15 protein-coding genes are annotated in these 16,051 nt (G+C 62.2%); 5 read left to right on the top strand and 10 right to left on the bottom strand.

The window, feature by feature from the left end; translation table 11 throughout:
• Positions 1-44: 44 nt before the first annotated feature.
• From araD to HF916_RS14500, 7 genes are all read right to left on the bottom strand, one after another.
• Positions 45-1,796 carry an L-arabinonate dehydratase gene (gene araD / locus HF916_RS14530; RefSeq protein ID WP_168789626.1) on the bottom strand — a complete coding sequence of 584 codons (1,752 nt, stop codon included), beginning with the start codon at positions 1,794-1,796 and terminating at the stop codon, positions 45-47.
• Positions 1,797-1,851: 55 nt separating this feature from the next.
• Positions 1,852-2,781 carry an ABC transporter permease gene (locus HF916_RS14525; RefSeq protein ID WP_168789625.1) on the bottom strand — a complete coding sequence of 310 codons (930 nt, stop codon included), beginning with the start codon at positions 2,779-2,781 and terminating at the stop codon, positions 1,852-1,854.
• Entirely contained in the window at positions 2,781-3,659 is an 879-nt protein-coding gene (locus tag HF916_RS14520; RefSeq protein ID WP_168789624.1) for an ABC transporter permease, read from the bottom strand. The genes HF916_RS14525 and HF916_RS14520 overlap by 1 nt, the downstream gene beginning before the upstream one ends.
• A complete protein-coding gene (locus HF916_RS14515) occupies positions 3,656-4,735 on the bottom strand; it encodes an ABC transporter ATP-binding protein (RefSeq protein WP_168789623.1) in 1,080 nt (359 codons plus the stop codon). Before HF916_RS14515 ends, HF916_RS14520 begins: the two co-directional genes overlap by 4 nt.
• A gap of 89 nt (positions 4,736-4,824) precedes the next feature.
• Positions 4,825-5,994, bottom strand: a complete 1,170-nt coding sequence (locus HF916_RS14510; RefSeq protein WP_168789622.1) for an ABC transporter substrate-binding protein — start codon at positions 5,992-5,994, stop codon at positions 4,825-4,827.
• Between the two features lie 239 nt (positions 5,995-6,233).
• The gene (locus HF916_RS14505) at positions 6,234-7,175 is read right to left on the bottom strand and encodes an SMP-30/gluconolactonase/LRE family protein (RefSeq protein WP_168789621.1); all 942 of its coding nucleotides are present in this window, start codon (positions 7,173-7,175) and stop codon (positions 6,234-6,236) included.
• A 9-nt stretch (positions 7,176-7,184) separates the two neighbouring features.
• Complete coding sequence (locus HF916_RS14500; RefSeq protein ID WP_168789620.1) at positions 7,185-8,132, bottom strand: dihydrodipicolinate synthase family protein; 948 nt, start codon at positions 8,130-8,132, stop codon at positions 7,185-7,187.
• A 573-nt stretch (positions 8,133-8,705) separates the two neighbouring features.
• Here HF916_RS14500 and HF916_RS14495 point away from each other — a divergent pair.
• A complete protein-coding gene (locus HF916_RS14495; protein WP_168792008.1) occupies positions 8,706-9,410 on the top strand; it encodes a helix-turn-helix transcriptional regulator in 705 nt (234 codons plus the stop codon).
• On the opposite strand, the gene HF916_RS14490 is transcribed toward HF916_RS14495, so the two are convergent.
• Positions 9,394-9,711, bottom strand: a complete 318-nt coding sequence (locus HF916_RS14490) for an XRE family transcriptional regulator (protein ID WP_168789619.1) — start codon at positions 9,709-9,711, stop codon at positions 9,394-9,396. The two genes, HF916_RS14495 and HF916_RS14490, sit on opposite strands and share 17 nt — an antisense overlap.
• Before the next feature lie 153 nt (positions 9,712-9,864).
• Between HF916_RS14490 and HF916_RS14485 the strand changes: the two genes are divergently transcribed.
• On the top strand, positions 9,865-10,458 hold the full coding sequence (locus HF916_RS14485; protein WP_168789618.1) for an acyl-homoserine-lactone synthase: 594 nt from the start codon (positions 9,865-9,867) through the stop codon (positions 10,456-10,458).
• A 201-nt stretch (positions 10,459-10,659) separates the two neighbouring features.
• Here the strand turns inward: HF916_RS14485 and HF916_RS14480 are convergent, their stop codons facing one another.
• Entirely contained in the window at positions 10,660-11,349 is a 690-nt protein-coding gene (locus HF916_RS14480; RefSeq protein WP_168792007.1) for a FadR/GntR family transcriptional regulator, read from the bottom strand.
• 290 nt (positions 11,350-11,639) lie between these two features.
• Between HF916_RS14480 and HF916_RS14475 the strand changes: the two genes are divergently transcribed.
• The 3 genes from HF916_RS14475 (at position 11,640) to HF916_RS14465 (ending at position 14,611) form a co-directional block, all read left to right on the top strand.
• On the top strand, positions 11,640-12,107 hold the full coding sequence (locus tag HF916_RS14475) for a universal stress protein (protein ID WP_168789617.1): 468 nt from the start codon (positions 11,640-11,642) through the stop codon (positions 12,105-12,107).
• A 258-nt stretch (positions 12,108-12,365) separates the two neighbouring features.
• Positions 12,366-13,169 (top strand): fumarate/nitrate reduction transcriptional regulator Fnr, encoded by an 804-nt coding sequence (gene fnr / locus HF916_RS14470; RefSeq protein ID WP_431311423.1) that lies wholly within the window; start codon positions 12,366-12,368, stop codon positions 13,167-13,169.
• 131 nt (positions 13,170-13,300) lie between these two features.
• On the top strand, positions 13,301-14,611 hold the full coding sequence (locus HF916_RS14465) for an SUMF1/EgtB/PvdO family nonheme iron enzyme (protein ID WP_168789615.1): 1,311 nt from the start codon (positions 13,301-13,303) through the stop codon (positions 14,609-14,611).
• Between the two features lie 310 nt (positions 14,612-14,921).
• On the opposite strand, the gene HF916_RS14460 is transcribed toward HF916_RS14465, so the two are convergent.
• On the bottom strand, positions 14,922-15,953 hold the full coding sequence (locus tag HF916_RS14460; protein ID WP_168789614.1) for an NAD(P)H-quinone oxidoreductase: 1,032 nt from the start codon (positions 15,951-15,953) through the stop codon (positions 14,922-14,924).
• Positions 15,954-16,051 lie beyond the last annotated feature (98 nt).

The following is a 16,051-nucleotide window of genomic DNA, read 5'->3' as shown; positions in this document are numbered from 1 at the left end:
CGCTCTCCGGCGGCCGCGTCACGCTCTCGACGGCCCTCATTGACTCAGTGAATCTCCGGCTCGCCCGTGGCGTCCGCATCCGGGGCCGCATGCGCGCCGCCGCGTTGCAGAAAGTCGAAGTCGCAGCCTTGATTCGCCTGCATCACGTGTACCTGATGCATCGCGCCGTAACCGCGCGTGAAACGCGGCGCCGGCTTGACCCACGCAGCCTTGCGGCGCGCGAGTTCATCATCCGTCACCAGCAGGTTGAGTATGCGTCGCGGCACGTCGAGCTCAATCATGTCGCCACTCTCGACCAGCGCAAACGGCCCGCCGATGAACGACTCCGGCGCGACATGCAGCACGCACGCGCCGTAACTCGTCCCGCTCATCCGCGCATCCGATATGCGCACCATATCGCGCACGCCTTTCTGCAGCAATTTCCGCGGGATGGGCAATTGCCCCCATTCAGGCATCCCTGGAGCACCGACCGGCCCGGCATGCTGAAGCACGATCACACTGTTCTCGTCGATGTCGAGCGCCTCGTCGTCGATGCGCGCGGCCATCTCGTTGTAGTCCTTGAACACGACGGCGCGACCGGTATGCACGAGCAGATGCGGCTCGGCGGCGCCGGGTTTGATCACGGCACCATCGGGCGCGATATTGCCGCGTAGCACTGCGAGCCCGCTATTGGGCAGCAGCGGCTTGTCACGCCGGCGGATCACGTCGTCGTTGAAAATCTCCGCGCCTTCGAGATTCTCACCGAGCGTGCGGCCGTTGACGGTTTTCTGCGAACGGTCGATCAGCTCGCCCAGTTCGGCGAGCAAGGCCCGCAAACCACCCGCATAGAAAAAGTCCTCCATCAGATACGCGCCGGTCGGACGAACGTTCGCCAGCACCGGCGTGTGGCGCGAGATGTCGTCGTAGCGATCGAGCGTTAGCTCGATGCCGGCGCGGCGCGCAAGCGCGATCATGTGCACGATCGCGTTGGTCGAACCGGACAGCGCGAGGCAGGTGGTCACGGCGTTGTCGACGGAACCGGCAGTGAGCAGGTCCGAGGGCTTGAGGTCCTCCCACACCATCTCGACGATGCGCATGCCGGTTTTCGCCGCCATCTGCGCATGACGGGAATCCGCTGCGGGAATCGACGCGAAACCGGGCAGCGTGAAGCCGAGCGCTTCGGCCGCACTCGTCATGGTCGACGCGGTGCCCATGGTCATGCAGTGCCCCGGCGAGCGCGCAATGCCGCCTTCGATGCCTTGCCAGTCGTCTTGCGTGATCGTGCCCGCGCGCAATTCGGCCCAGTACTTCCAGACGTCGGAACCGGAGCCGAGCGTCACGCCGTTCCAGTTTCCGCGCAGCATCGGGCCGGCGGGCAGAAAGATCGCCGGCAAGTCCATCGAGATCGCGCCCATCAGCAACGCGGGCGTGGTCTTGTCGCAACCGCCCATCAGCACGACGCCGTCGGCGGGATAGGAGCGCAGCGTTTCTTCGGCTTCCATGGCGAGGAAGTTGCGATACAGCATCGTGGTGGGCTTCTGGAACGGCTCGGAGAGCGTCTGCACCGGCAGTTCGACCGGAAAGCCGCCGGCCTGCCAGATGCCGCGCTTTACTTCCTCGACACGCTGCTTGAAGTGCGTGTGGCAAGCGTTGATCTCGCTCCACGTGTTGAGAATCGCGATGACCGGTTTGCCGGCGTATTCCTCGCGGTCGTAGCCCATTTGCGCGGTGCGCGAACGGTGGCCGAACGAGCGCAGATCGTTCACGCCGTACCAGCGGTGGCTGCGCAGTTCTTCGGGTTTCTTTCTCTTCGTCAACGTCTGCTCCACGATGTCTTTCGCCGTTGTCCAAGGGGACTTCCTTAGGGCGTGTTCAGCGCTTCTGTTCCTTCACGCGCGACACGATCTGCGTCGGGCTCACGAATTGCAGTGCGATCAGCACCCAGATCAGCGTGATCGCCATGTAGATCATCGCCATCGCATCGATCGATTGCGGCGCGCGCACGCCCGTCGAAAATACAGCGTAGTACAGGGCGACCACGAGCGTTTGCGTCGCGGGGCCCGCGGTGAAAAAAGTCAGCTCGAACATGCCGATGGTGCGCACGAGCACCAGCAAGCCCGCCGCCAGCATGCCGGGCACGAGCAGCGGCAGCAGCACGTAGCGGAAATAGCGGAACGTGTTGGCGCCGAAAATGCGCGCCGCCGCTTCGAGATTGGGATCGATCTGTTCGATGAACGGTGTCATCACGAGAATCACGAACGGCAACGCCGGCACGAGGTTGGCGAGGATCACGCCGCTCAGCGTGCCGGCCAGACCGACCTTGTACATGACCGTCGCCATGGGAATGCCGTAGGTGACGGGCGGCACCATCAGCGGCAACAGGAAGATCAGCATCGCGATGCGTTTGCCGGGAAATTGCACGCGCGCCAGCGCATATGCCGCCGGCACGCCGAGCAGGACCGACAGCAGCACGACTGCGCCGACCACTTCGACGGTCACCCACAACACGCTCGCCAACTGGAAGTCGCTCCACGCCTGTGCATACCAATGCAGCGTGAAGCCTTGCGGCAACAAGGTGCCGAACCAGCGCGTCGCTATCGAATTGACCGCGACGGTCGCGATCAGCAGCACCACGTTGACGAGGAAGAACACCATCGCGCCCCACACCAGCACGCGCCAGATTCTGCCTGGCAAGCCGGCACGTTGTCTCACGCGCTTGTCCGGCTCGCGCGCGCCGTCGTCGTGATCGTTCGATGTGGACGCGGACCATGAAGGCTGCGCCGCGCGAGGATCGGTCGTCATCAGCCTTTGCCTCCGGTTGCCGGACCGCTGTAGAAGAAGCGGCGCGCGCCGAGCAGCGCGGCGACCACCAGCAACTGCACGAAGCCCATCACCATCGCGATCGCGGACGCCAGCGAATAGTCGTAGCTTTCGAATGCTGCTTCGGCCGCGGCAATCGACATCACGCGCGTCGGGCCGGCAGGCGCGCCGAGCAGCACCGCCGACGGAAACACCGAAAACGCCTGCACGAACGACAGACACGCTGCCATCGTCAGCCCCGGCACCAGCAGCGGCAGATAGATGCGGCGAAACTGCTGCCACGGACTCGCGCCGAGCGTCGCCGCCGCGGCCGCGAGCGTCGGATCAATGCCCGTCACATACGACAGCGTCAACAGAAACGCAAACGGAAAACCCGACACGATCAGCGAAATCAGCACGCCCCAGAAGTTATGCGTGAGGCGCACTTCGCGCGTATAGAGATGCAGGCCCTGCAGCGCTTGCGGAAACCAGCCGTTCGGCCCGAAGTAAGTGAGCATGCCGTCGGCGATCAACACGGTGCCGAGGGTCACGGGAATCACTAGCAGCGTCGTGACGAGCTTCTGATAGCGCGAGTAGCGGCGCAACGCAAATGCCACCGGCACCGAGACGCCCACGTTGATCAACGTGGCGGGCACAGCGAGCTTGAGCGTGACGAAAATCGTCGGCCACATCGACGTGTCGGTGAAGAACGCCAGATAGTTGGCCCAGAGGCCGCCGCCGTTCATCGGCCGGAACGACAGCACCAGACCGTACGCGAACGGATAGATGAACAACGCGACGATGAAAATCAACGCCGGCGCGACGAGCCACGCCTTGGCGTCGCGCGGCACGAGCGGCGGCGACAGCGTGGGCGTATTCATGCCGCCTCTGCGTCGTAGACGAGCGTGCGCGACGGCGGCACGCGCAGGCTGACGCGCTCACCTTCTTCGAATTCTCCGCCGACGCGCGCCCAGATATCGCCGAACGCTGTCTTCACGCGCAGCAGCGAATCGCGGCCACCGTATTCGACGGTCGTCACCAACGCATCGAAGGCATTCTCGGCACCGGGCACGGCGCGCTCCATATCCTCGGGACGCAGCGCGACGCTCACGCGTTTGCTGTTGAAGCCGGCCATCGGCGTGCCGAGCAGACGCACACCGTTTGCGCTCACCATCACGCCTTCGCCTTGCGTGCCTTCGAGTTCGAACTCGGCCACGTTGCGATAGCCCATGAAGCGCGCGACATGCAGATTCTGCGGCCGCGTATAGACCTCTTTCGGCGTAGCGACCTGCTGCACCACGCCCTCCCTCATCACGACGATGCGATCGGCCATGGAAAGCGCTTCGTCCTGATCGTGCGTCACGTAGAGCGTCGCGCGTTCGAGCTGGCTGTGAATGCGGCGAATCTCCGCGCGCATTTCGATCCGCAGCTTGGTGTCGAGATTCGACAGCGGTTCGTCCATCAGAATCAGCGGCGGCTCGATCACGATCGCGCGCGCAATCGCCACGCGCTGCTGCTGGCCGCCGGACAGTTGTCCGGGCAGTTTGCGCTCATGCCCGACGAGTTGCACGAGCTGCAACGCTTCGCGCACCCGGCGCACGGCTTCGCTCTTACCGATGCCCCGCATTTTCAAACCGAAGCCGACGTTGTCGAGCACGCTCATATGCGGAAACAGCGCGTAGTTCTGAAACACCATGCCGAAGCCACGCTTCTCTGGCGGCAGCACGTCGATGCGTTTGTCGTCGAGCCAGATGCCGCCGCTCGTCAACGGCTGCAATCCGGCGATGCAATTGAGCGCCGTCGATTTGCCGCAACCGGACGGCCCCAGCAATGCGATGAACTCACCACGCTGGATGGTCAGATCGAGTCCCCGCAGTGCCGCGATCGCGTGGCCTTCAGCATTCGTGAAACTGCGGCTCACCGAGTCGAGCCGCAACTGCTCAAAGTGATGCTTCATGGCGGTTTCCTGATACGCGCGAGGCGTGCGCCGTCATAGATCACGTGGGGATCGAGACGGCATGCGTGCGTGCACGGCGGGTGCAGAGGCTACTTGGTCTTCTGCGCGCCGACCTCGGTGTCCCATTTCTTGAAAGCCGCGACCATCGCCGCGGCATTCAGCGGCAATACGTGCGGACGCTCGGCGAGCAGCTTCGCGTACTCCGGCCGGCCGTATTTCTTCAGCACGTCCTGGCTGTGCGCGGGCGCCTGCTCGACGCTCACGCCCTTGATCGCCGGACCGGGATAGAAATAACCGTCGTCATAGGTCATGGCCTGCTGCGCCGGCTCGAGCATGAAGTTCATCAGCTTGTAAAGCACGTCGAGCTTTTCCTTCGGCACGCCTTTTGGAATCACCATGTAGTGCGCGTCGTTCACCCACGTCATGTTGTCGAACGCCTGCACGCGGAATTCCGCCGGCACGATGCCGAGCGCGCGCGGATTGATGTCCCAGCCCGTGACGGTCACCGTCATGTCGCGCGTGCCCTCGCCGAGCTCCTTCATCACCGCGGACGTGCCGCCCGGATAGTAAGGAATGCAATCGTTCAGTTGCTTGAGAAAGGCCCACGTCTTGTCCCAGCCGTGAATCGGATCCTGCGGATCCTTGTCGCCGAGCACGTACGGCAAGCCCATCAGGAACGTGCGGCCCGGACCGGAATTCGCGGGCCGTGCGTAGATCAGCTTGTCCGGATGCGCCTTGCACCATTGCAGCAATTGGTCGGGCGTCTTCGGCGGGTCGCTGACTTTGGCAGGGTTGTATTCGAGCAGCGGACCGGCCGGCATATACGCCACTTCGAGCCCGTAGCCCTGCGCGAGATCCTGCATCTTGCGCGGACCCGGCGCGTATTTGTCGAGCACGCCGGGGAACGCCGCCGCGTTCTCGGGCAGCAGCTTCATCCATAGACCCTGTTCAATGCCCGCGGCGAGCGCGTCGGTGCCGGTCAGCACGAGATCGATATCGGAGCGGCCCGCAGCCTGCATCGCCTTGATTTTGCCGGGCAACTGCGGCGCGGGCGCATTCGTGAAGGTGAGATTGGCGACGAGATTCGGGTACTTCGCCTTGAAAGCCTCGAAGCCCTTTTGCGTGAGTTGAAGGTCGCCGGCCACGTCGACGATATTGAGTGTGACCGGATCGGCCGCGTGCGCGGCGGATGCGAAAGCGGCGCTCGCCGCGAGACATACGGACACCAGCCTGAGCGCCAACCTGTCTGAAACAGTCATTGCGTCTCCTCGCTTCTTGGTATGGGAATCCGCCGGTCGGATGCGCTGCGGGCGGTGTCTTTCTACCAATGGAACATAGCGAAGCGGAACAGCTGATGTCAAGCAAATACTCGTGGCGGCAACGGGCCCGCAAAAACCACAGTTTTCGTGATGAATCCTTGCCGTTCAACGGCTTGCCCGCTGCATCCGAGGGCAAACCCGAAGCCACGCATGAACTCTGATGACGACTTGTCAGGCAACTAGCCGCCTTGCACGCCTTGCGTATTCACATAGAGCGAATAGAGCCCGTGGCTTGCCGCCATGAACAGCCGGTTGCGATGCCGCCCGCCGAAGCATACGTTCGCGCAGCGCTCCGGCAACGCAATGTGGCCGAGCGGCTCGCCTTGCGACGTGAAGACGCGCACACCGTCGAGTTCGTCGGTGCCCATGCCCCAGCCGCACCACAGATTGCCGTGGACGTCGACGCGAAAGCCGTCCGGCGTGCCCGGGCCGGCGTCGATCAGCACGCGGTTGTTCGACAGCGCGCCGCCGTTGCCGCCGACGTCGAATGCACGGATCTTGCGGCGCGGCTCGCCGCGCGATTCGACGATATACAGCACCGACTCGTCCGGCGAGAACGCCAGACCGTTCGGTCCGAGCACGTCGTCGGCGACGACGGTGACTTCGCCGGATTGGCCGTCGATGCGGTACACGCACGCCGGCAATTCCGACTCCTGGCGCTCGCCCTCATAGAAGCTGTCGATGCCGAAGGTCGGATCGCTGAACCAGATCGAGCCGTCCGATTTCACGACCACGTCGTTCGGCGAATTGAAGCGCTTGCCGCGATAGCGGTCGGCGAGCACCGTGATCGAGCCGTCGTATTCGGTGCGCGTGACGCGGCGCGTCAGATGCTCGCAACTGACGAGGCGGCCCTGACGGTCGCGCGTATGGCCGTTGGCATTGTTCGACGACTGGCGAAACGTCGACACCGTGCCGCTCGGTTCATCCCAACGCAGGATGCGGTCGTTCGGAATGTCGCTCCATAGCAGATAGCGGCCGTCGCCGAACCAGACCGGGCCCTCGGACCAGCGCGCGCCCTGATACAGGCACTCGACGGACGCGGAAGCCAGGATCAACGGTTTGAAGCGCGGATCGAGCACGCGGATGGAGGGATCGGGATAGCGTCGGCTGTTGTCGGTCATGCTGGCGGTTCAAGGCTCGAGGTAGGGGTTGGCTTGCGCGAATTCATGCTCCAACGCGAGCAGCGCCCGCGCGGCGTGCTCGATCTTCGCATGATGCTCGGGCGGCGTCGAACTGAGCAACGGCAAAATCGGCCCCATGTCGGCGATCTTCGACAACGTCACGGCGTCGTGGAGCACGCGGATCAACGAGATGTCGTCGCGCAGGGTTTCGAGCGGCAGGAAGGCGTCGTAAAGACGTTGCGCCGTCTCGCGATCGCCGGTTTTGACTGCTTGCAGCAGGGCGGCGACCATGCGCGGCGCGATACATCCTGAGCCGGTAGTCCATGCGGCGAGACCGAATTCGCGCAGATGCACGAGCGCCGGCCGCTCGCCCATGCCCGACACCACCTTGGCCGCCGGTACGTGTTGCAGTAGGCGGCGCAGGTAAGGGTCGTCCGCCGGATTCGCGCGCACGATCGCGTATTTCACGGCGATCAGCGCGCCGCGATCGATCAGGCGTGCCAGTGCGTCGACGTCGACGTAATTCTCGCTTTTGACGTACAGCGTGAGAGGCATGCCCGCCGTATCGGCGATGCGCGTGAGGCCCGCCTCGACGCCTTCGGACGTCGTGAAGCCGCCGAGCGGCAACACCATGGCCGTCCGGTAGCGGGTTTGCGCGAGGATGCGCGCCTGATCCACCATTTTTCCGTAGTCCGGGCCGATTGCCGGAATCACGCGCGTGCCCTCACCCGCAGCGTCGGCCAGCAGGTCGAGCAACTCCCGATATTCGCTGACGGCAATGTGATACAGGTTCGCGTTGCCGCCATACAGCACCGTGCGCACGCCGCCGGCCTCGATATGGCGGATCAGCGCGCGATTTTGCGCGGCGTCGAGCGTATAGTCGGCGCGGCGGGCGAGCGGCGGCACCGCCATGACCGAAGCGGCCAACTCGCCGTCGCGGACCGGGGATTCGTTCATGATGTCTCACACCGTGAGCGGGACAGAGCGGAGCGTTCACGGTAGCACTGGGCTCGGAATGTTGTCAAACAACTTGGTGACGAACTCGGCGTCGCGAATTCTTCGCGTGGATCGCGAACGTCACAAACTACGCGGCGTTGCTTTTATATGACAATAGAGCTTTGGCATGACGTTTATCTCGCGGCAGCCGTGCCGTCTGCGAACAGGCAATATCGGCAATCAGTGCGATTTTGACTGAAATTTTGGCAGCGGTCGCTAATTAGAATGCTTTCACAATAATGTTGCCAATGAATGGCATCAAAACGGCTACTACGAGAAAATTACCCACACTTACGATCGGTGAATGTTAATTCGGTCAGAAAATCAGCTACAAAAAAGCGATTCATTCGCATTCTCACAAAACCGCCGCCGCGAGCATTTTGTTAGAAAATCAATTCTCGCTTTGCGAAATAAATTTTGGTGATAGATTGTGAAGACAAAAACCACCGGACGGAATGCCGTACCGCAATTTACCGCAACGGGATGTTTGCGAGCCTGAGAGAGTAAAAATTGTCGCTACATTTTATCGAGCAGATGGCACCGCTACTGAACGCCGCCGACGAAGCGGAATGGTTCGGTGCAATCGCGGGCCTCGCCGAGACGTGGGGCTTCGACAGGCTTTTGATCGCCATGCTGCCGCGCCCGACCATTCGCCTCGAAGACGCCTATGTGCGCAGCACGTACGCGCCCACCTGGCGCCGTACTTATGACGAGCAGGGACTGGTTCACATCGATCCGACCGTCGCGCATTGCGCGACGCGCGCCACGCCGCTGATCTGGTCGCCGGACATCTTCACGACCGCGCCGCAGCTCTCCATGTACGAGGAAGCCCGCGCGCACGGCTTGCGCGCCGGCGTGACATTGCCGATTCATGGACCGAACCAGGAAGCCGGCATGATGTGCTTCGTCAATGACAACAACCCCAACGACGAATTCTGGCGCCATATCAACGTGGCATTGCCGAACCTGGTGTTATTGCGCGACCTCGTAATCGATACCAGCCAACGGCATTTGAATACACACGCTCAGACCTTAATGCCCAAACTGACGCCGCGTGAACGCGAATGCCTGAAATGGACCGCACGCGGCAAATCCACTTGGGAAATCTCCCACATCCTGAACTGTTCGGAAGCCGTGGTGAACTTCCACATGAAGAACATCAGGACGAAATTCGGCGTGAATTCGCGGCGTGCGGCGGCCGTGATCGCAGCCCAGCTCGGGCTTATTGACCCGGGTTGAGCAAGGCGGCGGCGTCGCGGCTGTAGAGCACGCGCTCGGCGCGGCCCAGATCGGCGTCGGACACGGTTTTGGTGAAGTACAGACCCAGCAGGATCGAGACCGGCGCCGGGATTTCAGCACCCGATTCGAACCGGCTGCCGCGCGACTGCGTCACACCGAAGCGGGCCCAGAAACGGCGTTGGCTTTCTTTTTTCTTCTTGCGGTACGCAATGATCAGAACGCGGTCCACCGCCGTGGAAGACTCCGCCGGGCGGGTTTGAAGGCCGGTTTGCGGTTGCCAATGATTTTCGAGGAGTTCCATTTTTCGGTCCTGTCGGTTGAGTGCGGTTCTTGTCTCGAATTTTGCGTTACCCGATAAGCATGCACACCTATCCAGGTAGGTAGGTGGCAGAAACATTCAAAATGCATAAGTTTTCTTGCGTATTGGGTACCCCAACACGTTCAGGAGAACGTCATGCAAACAGCAATCCGGATTGGAATGCGTCAGGAATTCGACAACGCAGACATTAACGAGATGTACCGCCTGCGGGCGCGGGTATTTCATGGGCGGCTCGGGTGGGATATCCCGACCATCGCGGGCATGGAGATCGACGGCTACGACGCGCTCGGGCCGCACTACATGCTGATCCAGGCCGACGACGGGCAAGTGCGCGGCTGTTGGCGCCTGATGCCGACCGAAGGCCCCAACATGCTGAAGGACACCTTCCCGCAGTTGCTGCATGGCGCGGCGGCGCCGGTTGGGCGGCACATCTGGGAATTGAGCCGGTTCGCAATCGAAACCGGCGGCGAGGAGCAGTCGTTCGGCTTTGCTGACCTGACCATGCAGGCCATTCACGAACTCGTGACGTTTGCCGATCAGATGGGCATCACGCGGTATGTCACGGTGACTACCACGCCGATCGAGCGGCTGCTGCGCAAGACCGGCATCGACATCAGCCGGCTCGGGTCGCCATTGCAGATCGGCGTGGAGCGGGCGGTGGCGCTGGATATCGCGGTGAGTCCGAAGACTCGTACTGCGCTGTTCGGACCGATGGCCGCCGCGGCCTAGCTGTCGCCTGGCTGCCCGTTAGTTGCTGCCTGGTTGCTGCCTGGCTGTTACTTCGCGGCCGGTTCGCTGTCGCGAGAGCGGCGGTTCGACGCCGCGCCATGCCGCCCTGGGATTGCCTTGGCCCAGTGGCTCAGTGGCTCAGTGGCTCAGTGGCTCGGCGGCGCGCCGCAGCCTTGGCGCGCGGCGACAACTGGCGGCAGATCAGGAGCCGAACATTCGCTCGAGCGCGTTCTCGAGATGCGCTCGCATGGCGCTCGCAGCGCCCGGCGCATCCTTGCGGCGGATCGCGTCGAGCACAGCCCTATGCTCGGCCTGCACGAGCCGCTGTCGCGCCACCGTCTTCACCAGCGAAAGATTGCGCGACAGGTTCATGCTAAACAGGATCTGCTCCTCGATGAACGACATGACCGTGATGAAAAACGGGTTCTTCGACGCACGCGCCACCGCCAGGTGAAACATAAAGTCGTCTTTCGCGCCGATGCCCTGCGTCTCGATGATCCGTTCCAACTGGTCCCATGCTTGCTGGATGGCGGCGATGTCGTCGGCGTCGGCTTTGAGCGCCGCCTGCTCTGCGGCGCCCGCTTCTGTCACGATGCGAAATTCATAGCAGCGACGGATGTCGGACAGCGTTTCGAGCGGCGCGAAGCGGCGCACGTCCGGGTCCGGCCGGCGCGCGACCGTCGTGCCCGATCCGTGCCGGGTCATGATGATGCCGTCCGCCCGCAAGCGCGCCAAAGCTTCCCGGACCGTCGGCCTGGACGTCGCGAAACGCTCGGCCAGCGCATGCTCGGTCGGCAAACGCTCACCCTCCTTGTACTCGCCTTCGACAATGCGGTTGAGAATGTCGCCGTAGATCTTGTCGGGCAAGCCCGTCGTTTTGCGCTCGTTCATCAGCGGGCTGAAGCAGCTTGTCTGAGTAGGTTGTAATTGTAAGGCAAACTTGACCCCATCCTGGTCGCGGATATGCATTGCGAATAGGAGAGAAGGCCCGTCGACGCTTGCCCACCGGCGCTTGCCGAACCAGACGGCGCGATCGCAAAATTTGACAAGAGTTTGATTTACATCCAGGTCGAACGCATGTTTTTCAGCGATCATTTAGGCTCGCATCAGCAATCATCGTCATTGCGCCCAGCCGGTTGGAAACAGCTGCGGCATCCGGATCCTTCAGACGCGGAGTCGATATGTACACACGCATTCTTGTCGCGGTAGACGGCAGCAACACCTCCCGCCGTGCATTCGAAGCAGCGCTCGCGCTCGCCAAATCCAGCGGCGCGGTCTTGCAGCCGTTCTATGTCGTCGAGAACACGCCAATGTATTTCGAAGCGCCCGGCTACGACCCGTCCGTCTTGCGCAATCGTCTCGTCGAAGAGGGCAAGGAACTCGGCGCCGAATTCGCCAAAGCCATGACCGAGCAAGGCGTGAAGGGCGAACTCGTGGTGGGCGACGCTTCGACGCTCGACGATGTTTCGGTCGTCGTGCTCAAGGCCGCGGCCGACTTCAACGCCGACCTGCTGATCATGGGCACGCACGGGCGACGCGGTTTTCAGCGCCTGATTCTCGGCAGCGTCGCCGAGCGCTGCGTGCGGCAGGCGAGCTTGCCCGTGCTGCTGATTCCGTCCGCCGCGGGCAAGTCCGGCGACGCGGACTGATGAGCGCCGCACTGGTGCGCAATGCGATTGCCTGTCGTATCGGCCGCGTGCGCCCAATCTGCAAAAAGCAATCTTCTTCTGCCAACGTGTGAGCCGGGTTTGCCTGCTCACACTCCACAGCAGTCCATAAACAAATTCATCAACGCCGGTGTGACATTGCTCAACACGCCCGACTGCCCGAACGCGTCATTTTGACGCGAAGCGGGCAACGTGGCCGATGGGACAATCTGCCAATACCCTCACCACTGGCTGCAGAACATGCTCACTCCTATTGCTGTTACGCACTTCGCCGGCACTGCCGATTCCGCAGCCTCTGCCACAAGTTCGTCGCCGATGCGCGGCAGCCGCCGCGCGGCGCCGTCACGGGCAAGCGCGCGCTCCGCCGCTCGCTGTTCGAGTTGCGCGATGCGGCAGCTCTGCATGCCCCAAGGTTTGTCGCCCGACGAACTCACGAAACTCGAAACGCTCATCTGTTCCGCGCGCACCGTTCAACGCGGCGAAGCGCTGTATCGCAGCGGCGACCGCTTCGACAATATCTACGCCGTACGCTCCGGTTCGATGAAAACCGTCATGGCGCACCGCGATGGCCGCGAACAGGTCACCGGGTTGCGGCTCGCGGGTGAAGCGCTCGGCCTCGACGGCATCAGCGACGACGTGCACGCCTGCAGCGCGTTCGCCCTCGAAGACAGCACGGTTTGCATCGTCCCCTATACCGCGCTCAAGTCGCTGTGCCGCGAAATCAGTTCGATGCAGGAACGCATGCACAAACTGCTGGGTGAGCAGATCGTCCGTGAAGCCGCGCAGATGATGGTGCTCGGTTCGCTCTCGGCGGACGAACGGGTCGCGGCATTTCTGCTCGACGTCTCCGAGCGCAACGCGCGGCGGGGTTATTCGTCGGCGGAATTTAATCTGCGCATGACACGCGAGGACATGGGCAGTTACCTCGGCATGACGCTCGAAACCGTGAGCCGCACCCTGTCAAGATTTCAAAAGCGCGGCCTGATCGACACACAGGGCAAGCACATCCGGATCGTCGATCTGGACGGCCTGCGGCAAGTCTAGCCCGTTGGCGGGAGCACGGCCCACGCCGCCGCGTCCCCCGCGCACGCTCTTTTTCACGCGCTTTCGTCTTGGCATGGCTCCTGCGAGCGGGTACAGTCTTTAGTCCGTCCCCCGCAAGGAGACCCGGCGAAATGAATCGCGACCCCGCCCCGCATCACCCGCTCGTGCAGCGGCTGATCGAAGCGCGTCAAGTGACTGACGCACTGTTTTCCATCGTCAAACCTGAGTTTCTGTATGAACGGCCGATCCGCGAACGCCACCGGATCGTGTTTTACATCGGCCATCTGGAAGCTTTCGATCGTAATCTGTTCGATCAACGCCTGTGCGATCTGCCGGCGTTCGATCCGCAACTCGACCAGCTTTTTGCCTTCGGCATCGATCCTGTCGACGGCGGTTTTCCGACCGATCAACCCAGTGACTGGCCGTCGCTCGACGTCGTTCACAGCTACGGCTCGCGTGCGCGCGAGCAGATCGACCGTGAGCTCGATGCGGCGACGCACACCGCGCAACTCGGCCGCAACGGTGCGCAAGCCGACGCCTCCGAGCAATTGCTGAACGTCGCCATCGAGCATCGGTTGATGCATGCTGAAACGCTGGCGTACATGCTCCATCAGTTACCGCTTGCGCAGAAGGCCACCGAATTGCGCGAGCCTGTTGTGACGCGTGCGGAACCGCGGGACGCGTTGTCGTCGATGGTCGGCATACCGGCCGGCACGACCGTGCTCGGCATGCCGCGCGACGGCGGTCGCTTCGGTTGGGACAACGAGTTCGGCGAAATGCAGGTCGAGGTGCCCGCCTTCGAAATCGACCGCCATATGGTGACGAACGGCGCATTCCGCGAGTTCATCGAGGCAGGCGGCTATCGCGAACCGAAGTGGTGGTCGGCGAAGGATTGGGCGTGGAAGGAAGCCGAGCACATCGAGCATCCCGCGTGCTGGTCGCGGCACGATGCAGGCAGCCAGGATAGCGCATGGACGCTGCGCACCATGTTCGACGAAGTCCCGCTGCCGCCCGACTGGCCCGCGTATGTGAGCCACGCCGAAGCCAGCGCCTACGCACGCTGGTCAGGCAAAGCGTTACCCACTGAGGCGCAATGGCAACGTGCGGCACACGGTGCGCCGCACGCCGCGTCGGGCAATTTCGATTTTCGCAGCTGGGATCCGCAGCCGGTCGATGAGTATCCGGACAACGTCAGCGCGTTCGGCGTGGAAGGTCAATTCGGCAACGGCTGGGAGTGGACCTCGACGGTGTTCGATGCGCTGCCCGGCTTCGAAGCTTTTCCGTTTTATCTGGGCTATTCAGCCAACTTTTTCGATGGCCAGCACTACGTGATCAAAGGCGGTTCGGCACGCACCGCGCAGTGCATGCTGCGGCCGGCTTTTCGGAATTGGTTTCAGCCGCATTATCAGCATGTGTATGCGGGGTTTCGGTGTGTGAGGTGATGAATAAAGCATAAGGTGGAACACAAAATCCGCTTATGCTTTATCCCTTGTGACAGGCTTTTCATCTGTCACTTCGTCTTCCTGAACTATCTCCGTCAAAGGGAACAGGCAAAGTAGCTTTGAACGGCTCAGTTCGATCCGTCCGAGTCATTCAGGCGCGCTCCGCGCCCGTCCGATTTCGAACCGACTTCGGCCGATCGTCGAGCTAATCTTGAGACCGTCCACGACCTTCAGAAGTAACGCCTTTCCCGACGTCCATCACGAAACCGGCAAGAGGCTTGCAAGCTCCACTTCGGCTGCAAGCCGAACTTCAGCCAATGAGATCCGCACCTGTCGTAAGGACAATCTTTCCAAAGTGTGTGCCGGAATCGATCAACTCGTGAGCGCCGCGAGCGTCGGCCAGCGCAAAGGTCTTATAGACAACCGGCTTGATCTTGCCGCTCTCGATGTGCGGCCAGACCTGCCGCTCGAGTTCATTGATGATGGTCGCCTTGTCCGCCGATGTGCGTGATCGCAGTGTCGAGCCCATATGCGTCAGACGTTTCGTCAACATCGGCACGACGTTGAGATCCTTCGCCGGCCCCTTGATCACGCCGACCTGGAGGATCCGTCCGTCCATGGCTGCGGCATCATAGTTTCTAGCCACGTAGTCGCCGGCAATGATGTCGAGGATCACGTCGGCGCCTCTTCCATCGGTAAACCGCTTCGTTTCGGCGACGAAATCTTCCTCGCGGTAATTTATCGCGAGGTCTGCGCCTAGCGCCTGGCTGGCCTCCCGATGCGCCTGGGAGCCAACTGTCGTGATGATTTTCGCAGCGCCGAATGCCTTCGCCAGCATGGTCGCCGTAGTACCGATACCCGACGCGCCGCCATGGATCAACACCGATTCACCGGCAATCAGCTTGCCGCGCTGGAACAGGTTCAGCCATACCGTCATGAACGTTTCGGGCATGGCGCCCGCTTCCACCAACGTCAGACCTTTGGGGATATGCATCGTGTTGCAGGCGTGCGCGACGGCATATTCTGCGTAGCCACCGCCGGGAATCAATGCACACACCAGTTCGCCGACGCGGAATTGGGACACATCGGAGCCCACGGCAACCACTTGACCCGCCACTTCCAGCCCTGGAATGTCCGACGCGCCGGGGGGCGGATCATACAGCCCTTTGCGCTGGAAAACGTCTGGGCCATTCACGGCAGCCGCGTGGATGCGGATCAGAAGCTGATCGGCGGCCGGCATCGGCACCGGACGCGTAGCCGGCACCAGGACCTCAGGACCGCCGGGCTGTTTGATCTCAATCGCCGTCATGGACGTCGGCACACGATAAGTCGAAGTAGACATGGATACCACTCCTTCAATAGATGAGGCTCGATTGATCCGGGCGGATCATTGCACGAGGAACTCTTGCATTCAGTATAGGCATCGACACTGATGAATAT

This window comes from Paraburkholderia aromaticivorans (assembly GCF_012689525.1).
GTDB lineage: Bacteria > Pseudomonadota > Gammaproteobacteria > Burkholderiales > Burkholderiaceae > Paraburkholderia > Paraburkholderia aromaticivorans_A.
Note: the sequence above shows the minus strand (reverse complement) of the source record. Positions and strands in the feature narration are given on the sequence as shown.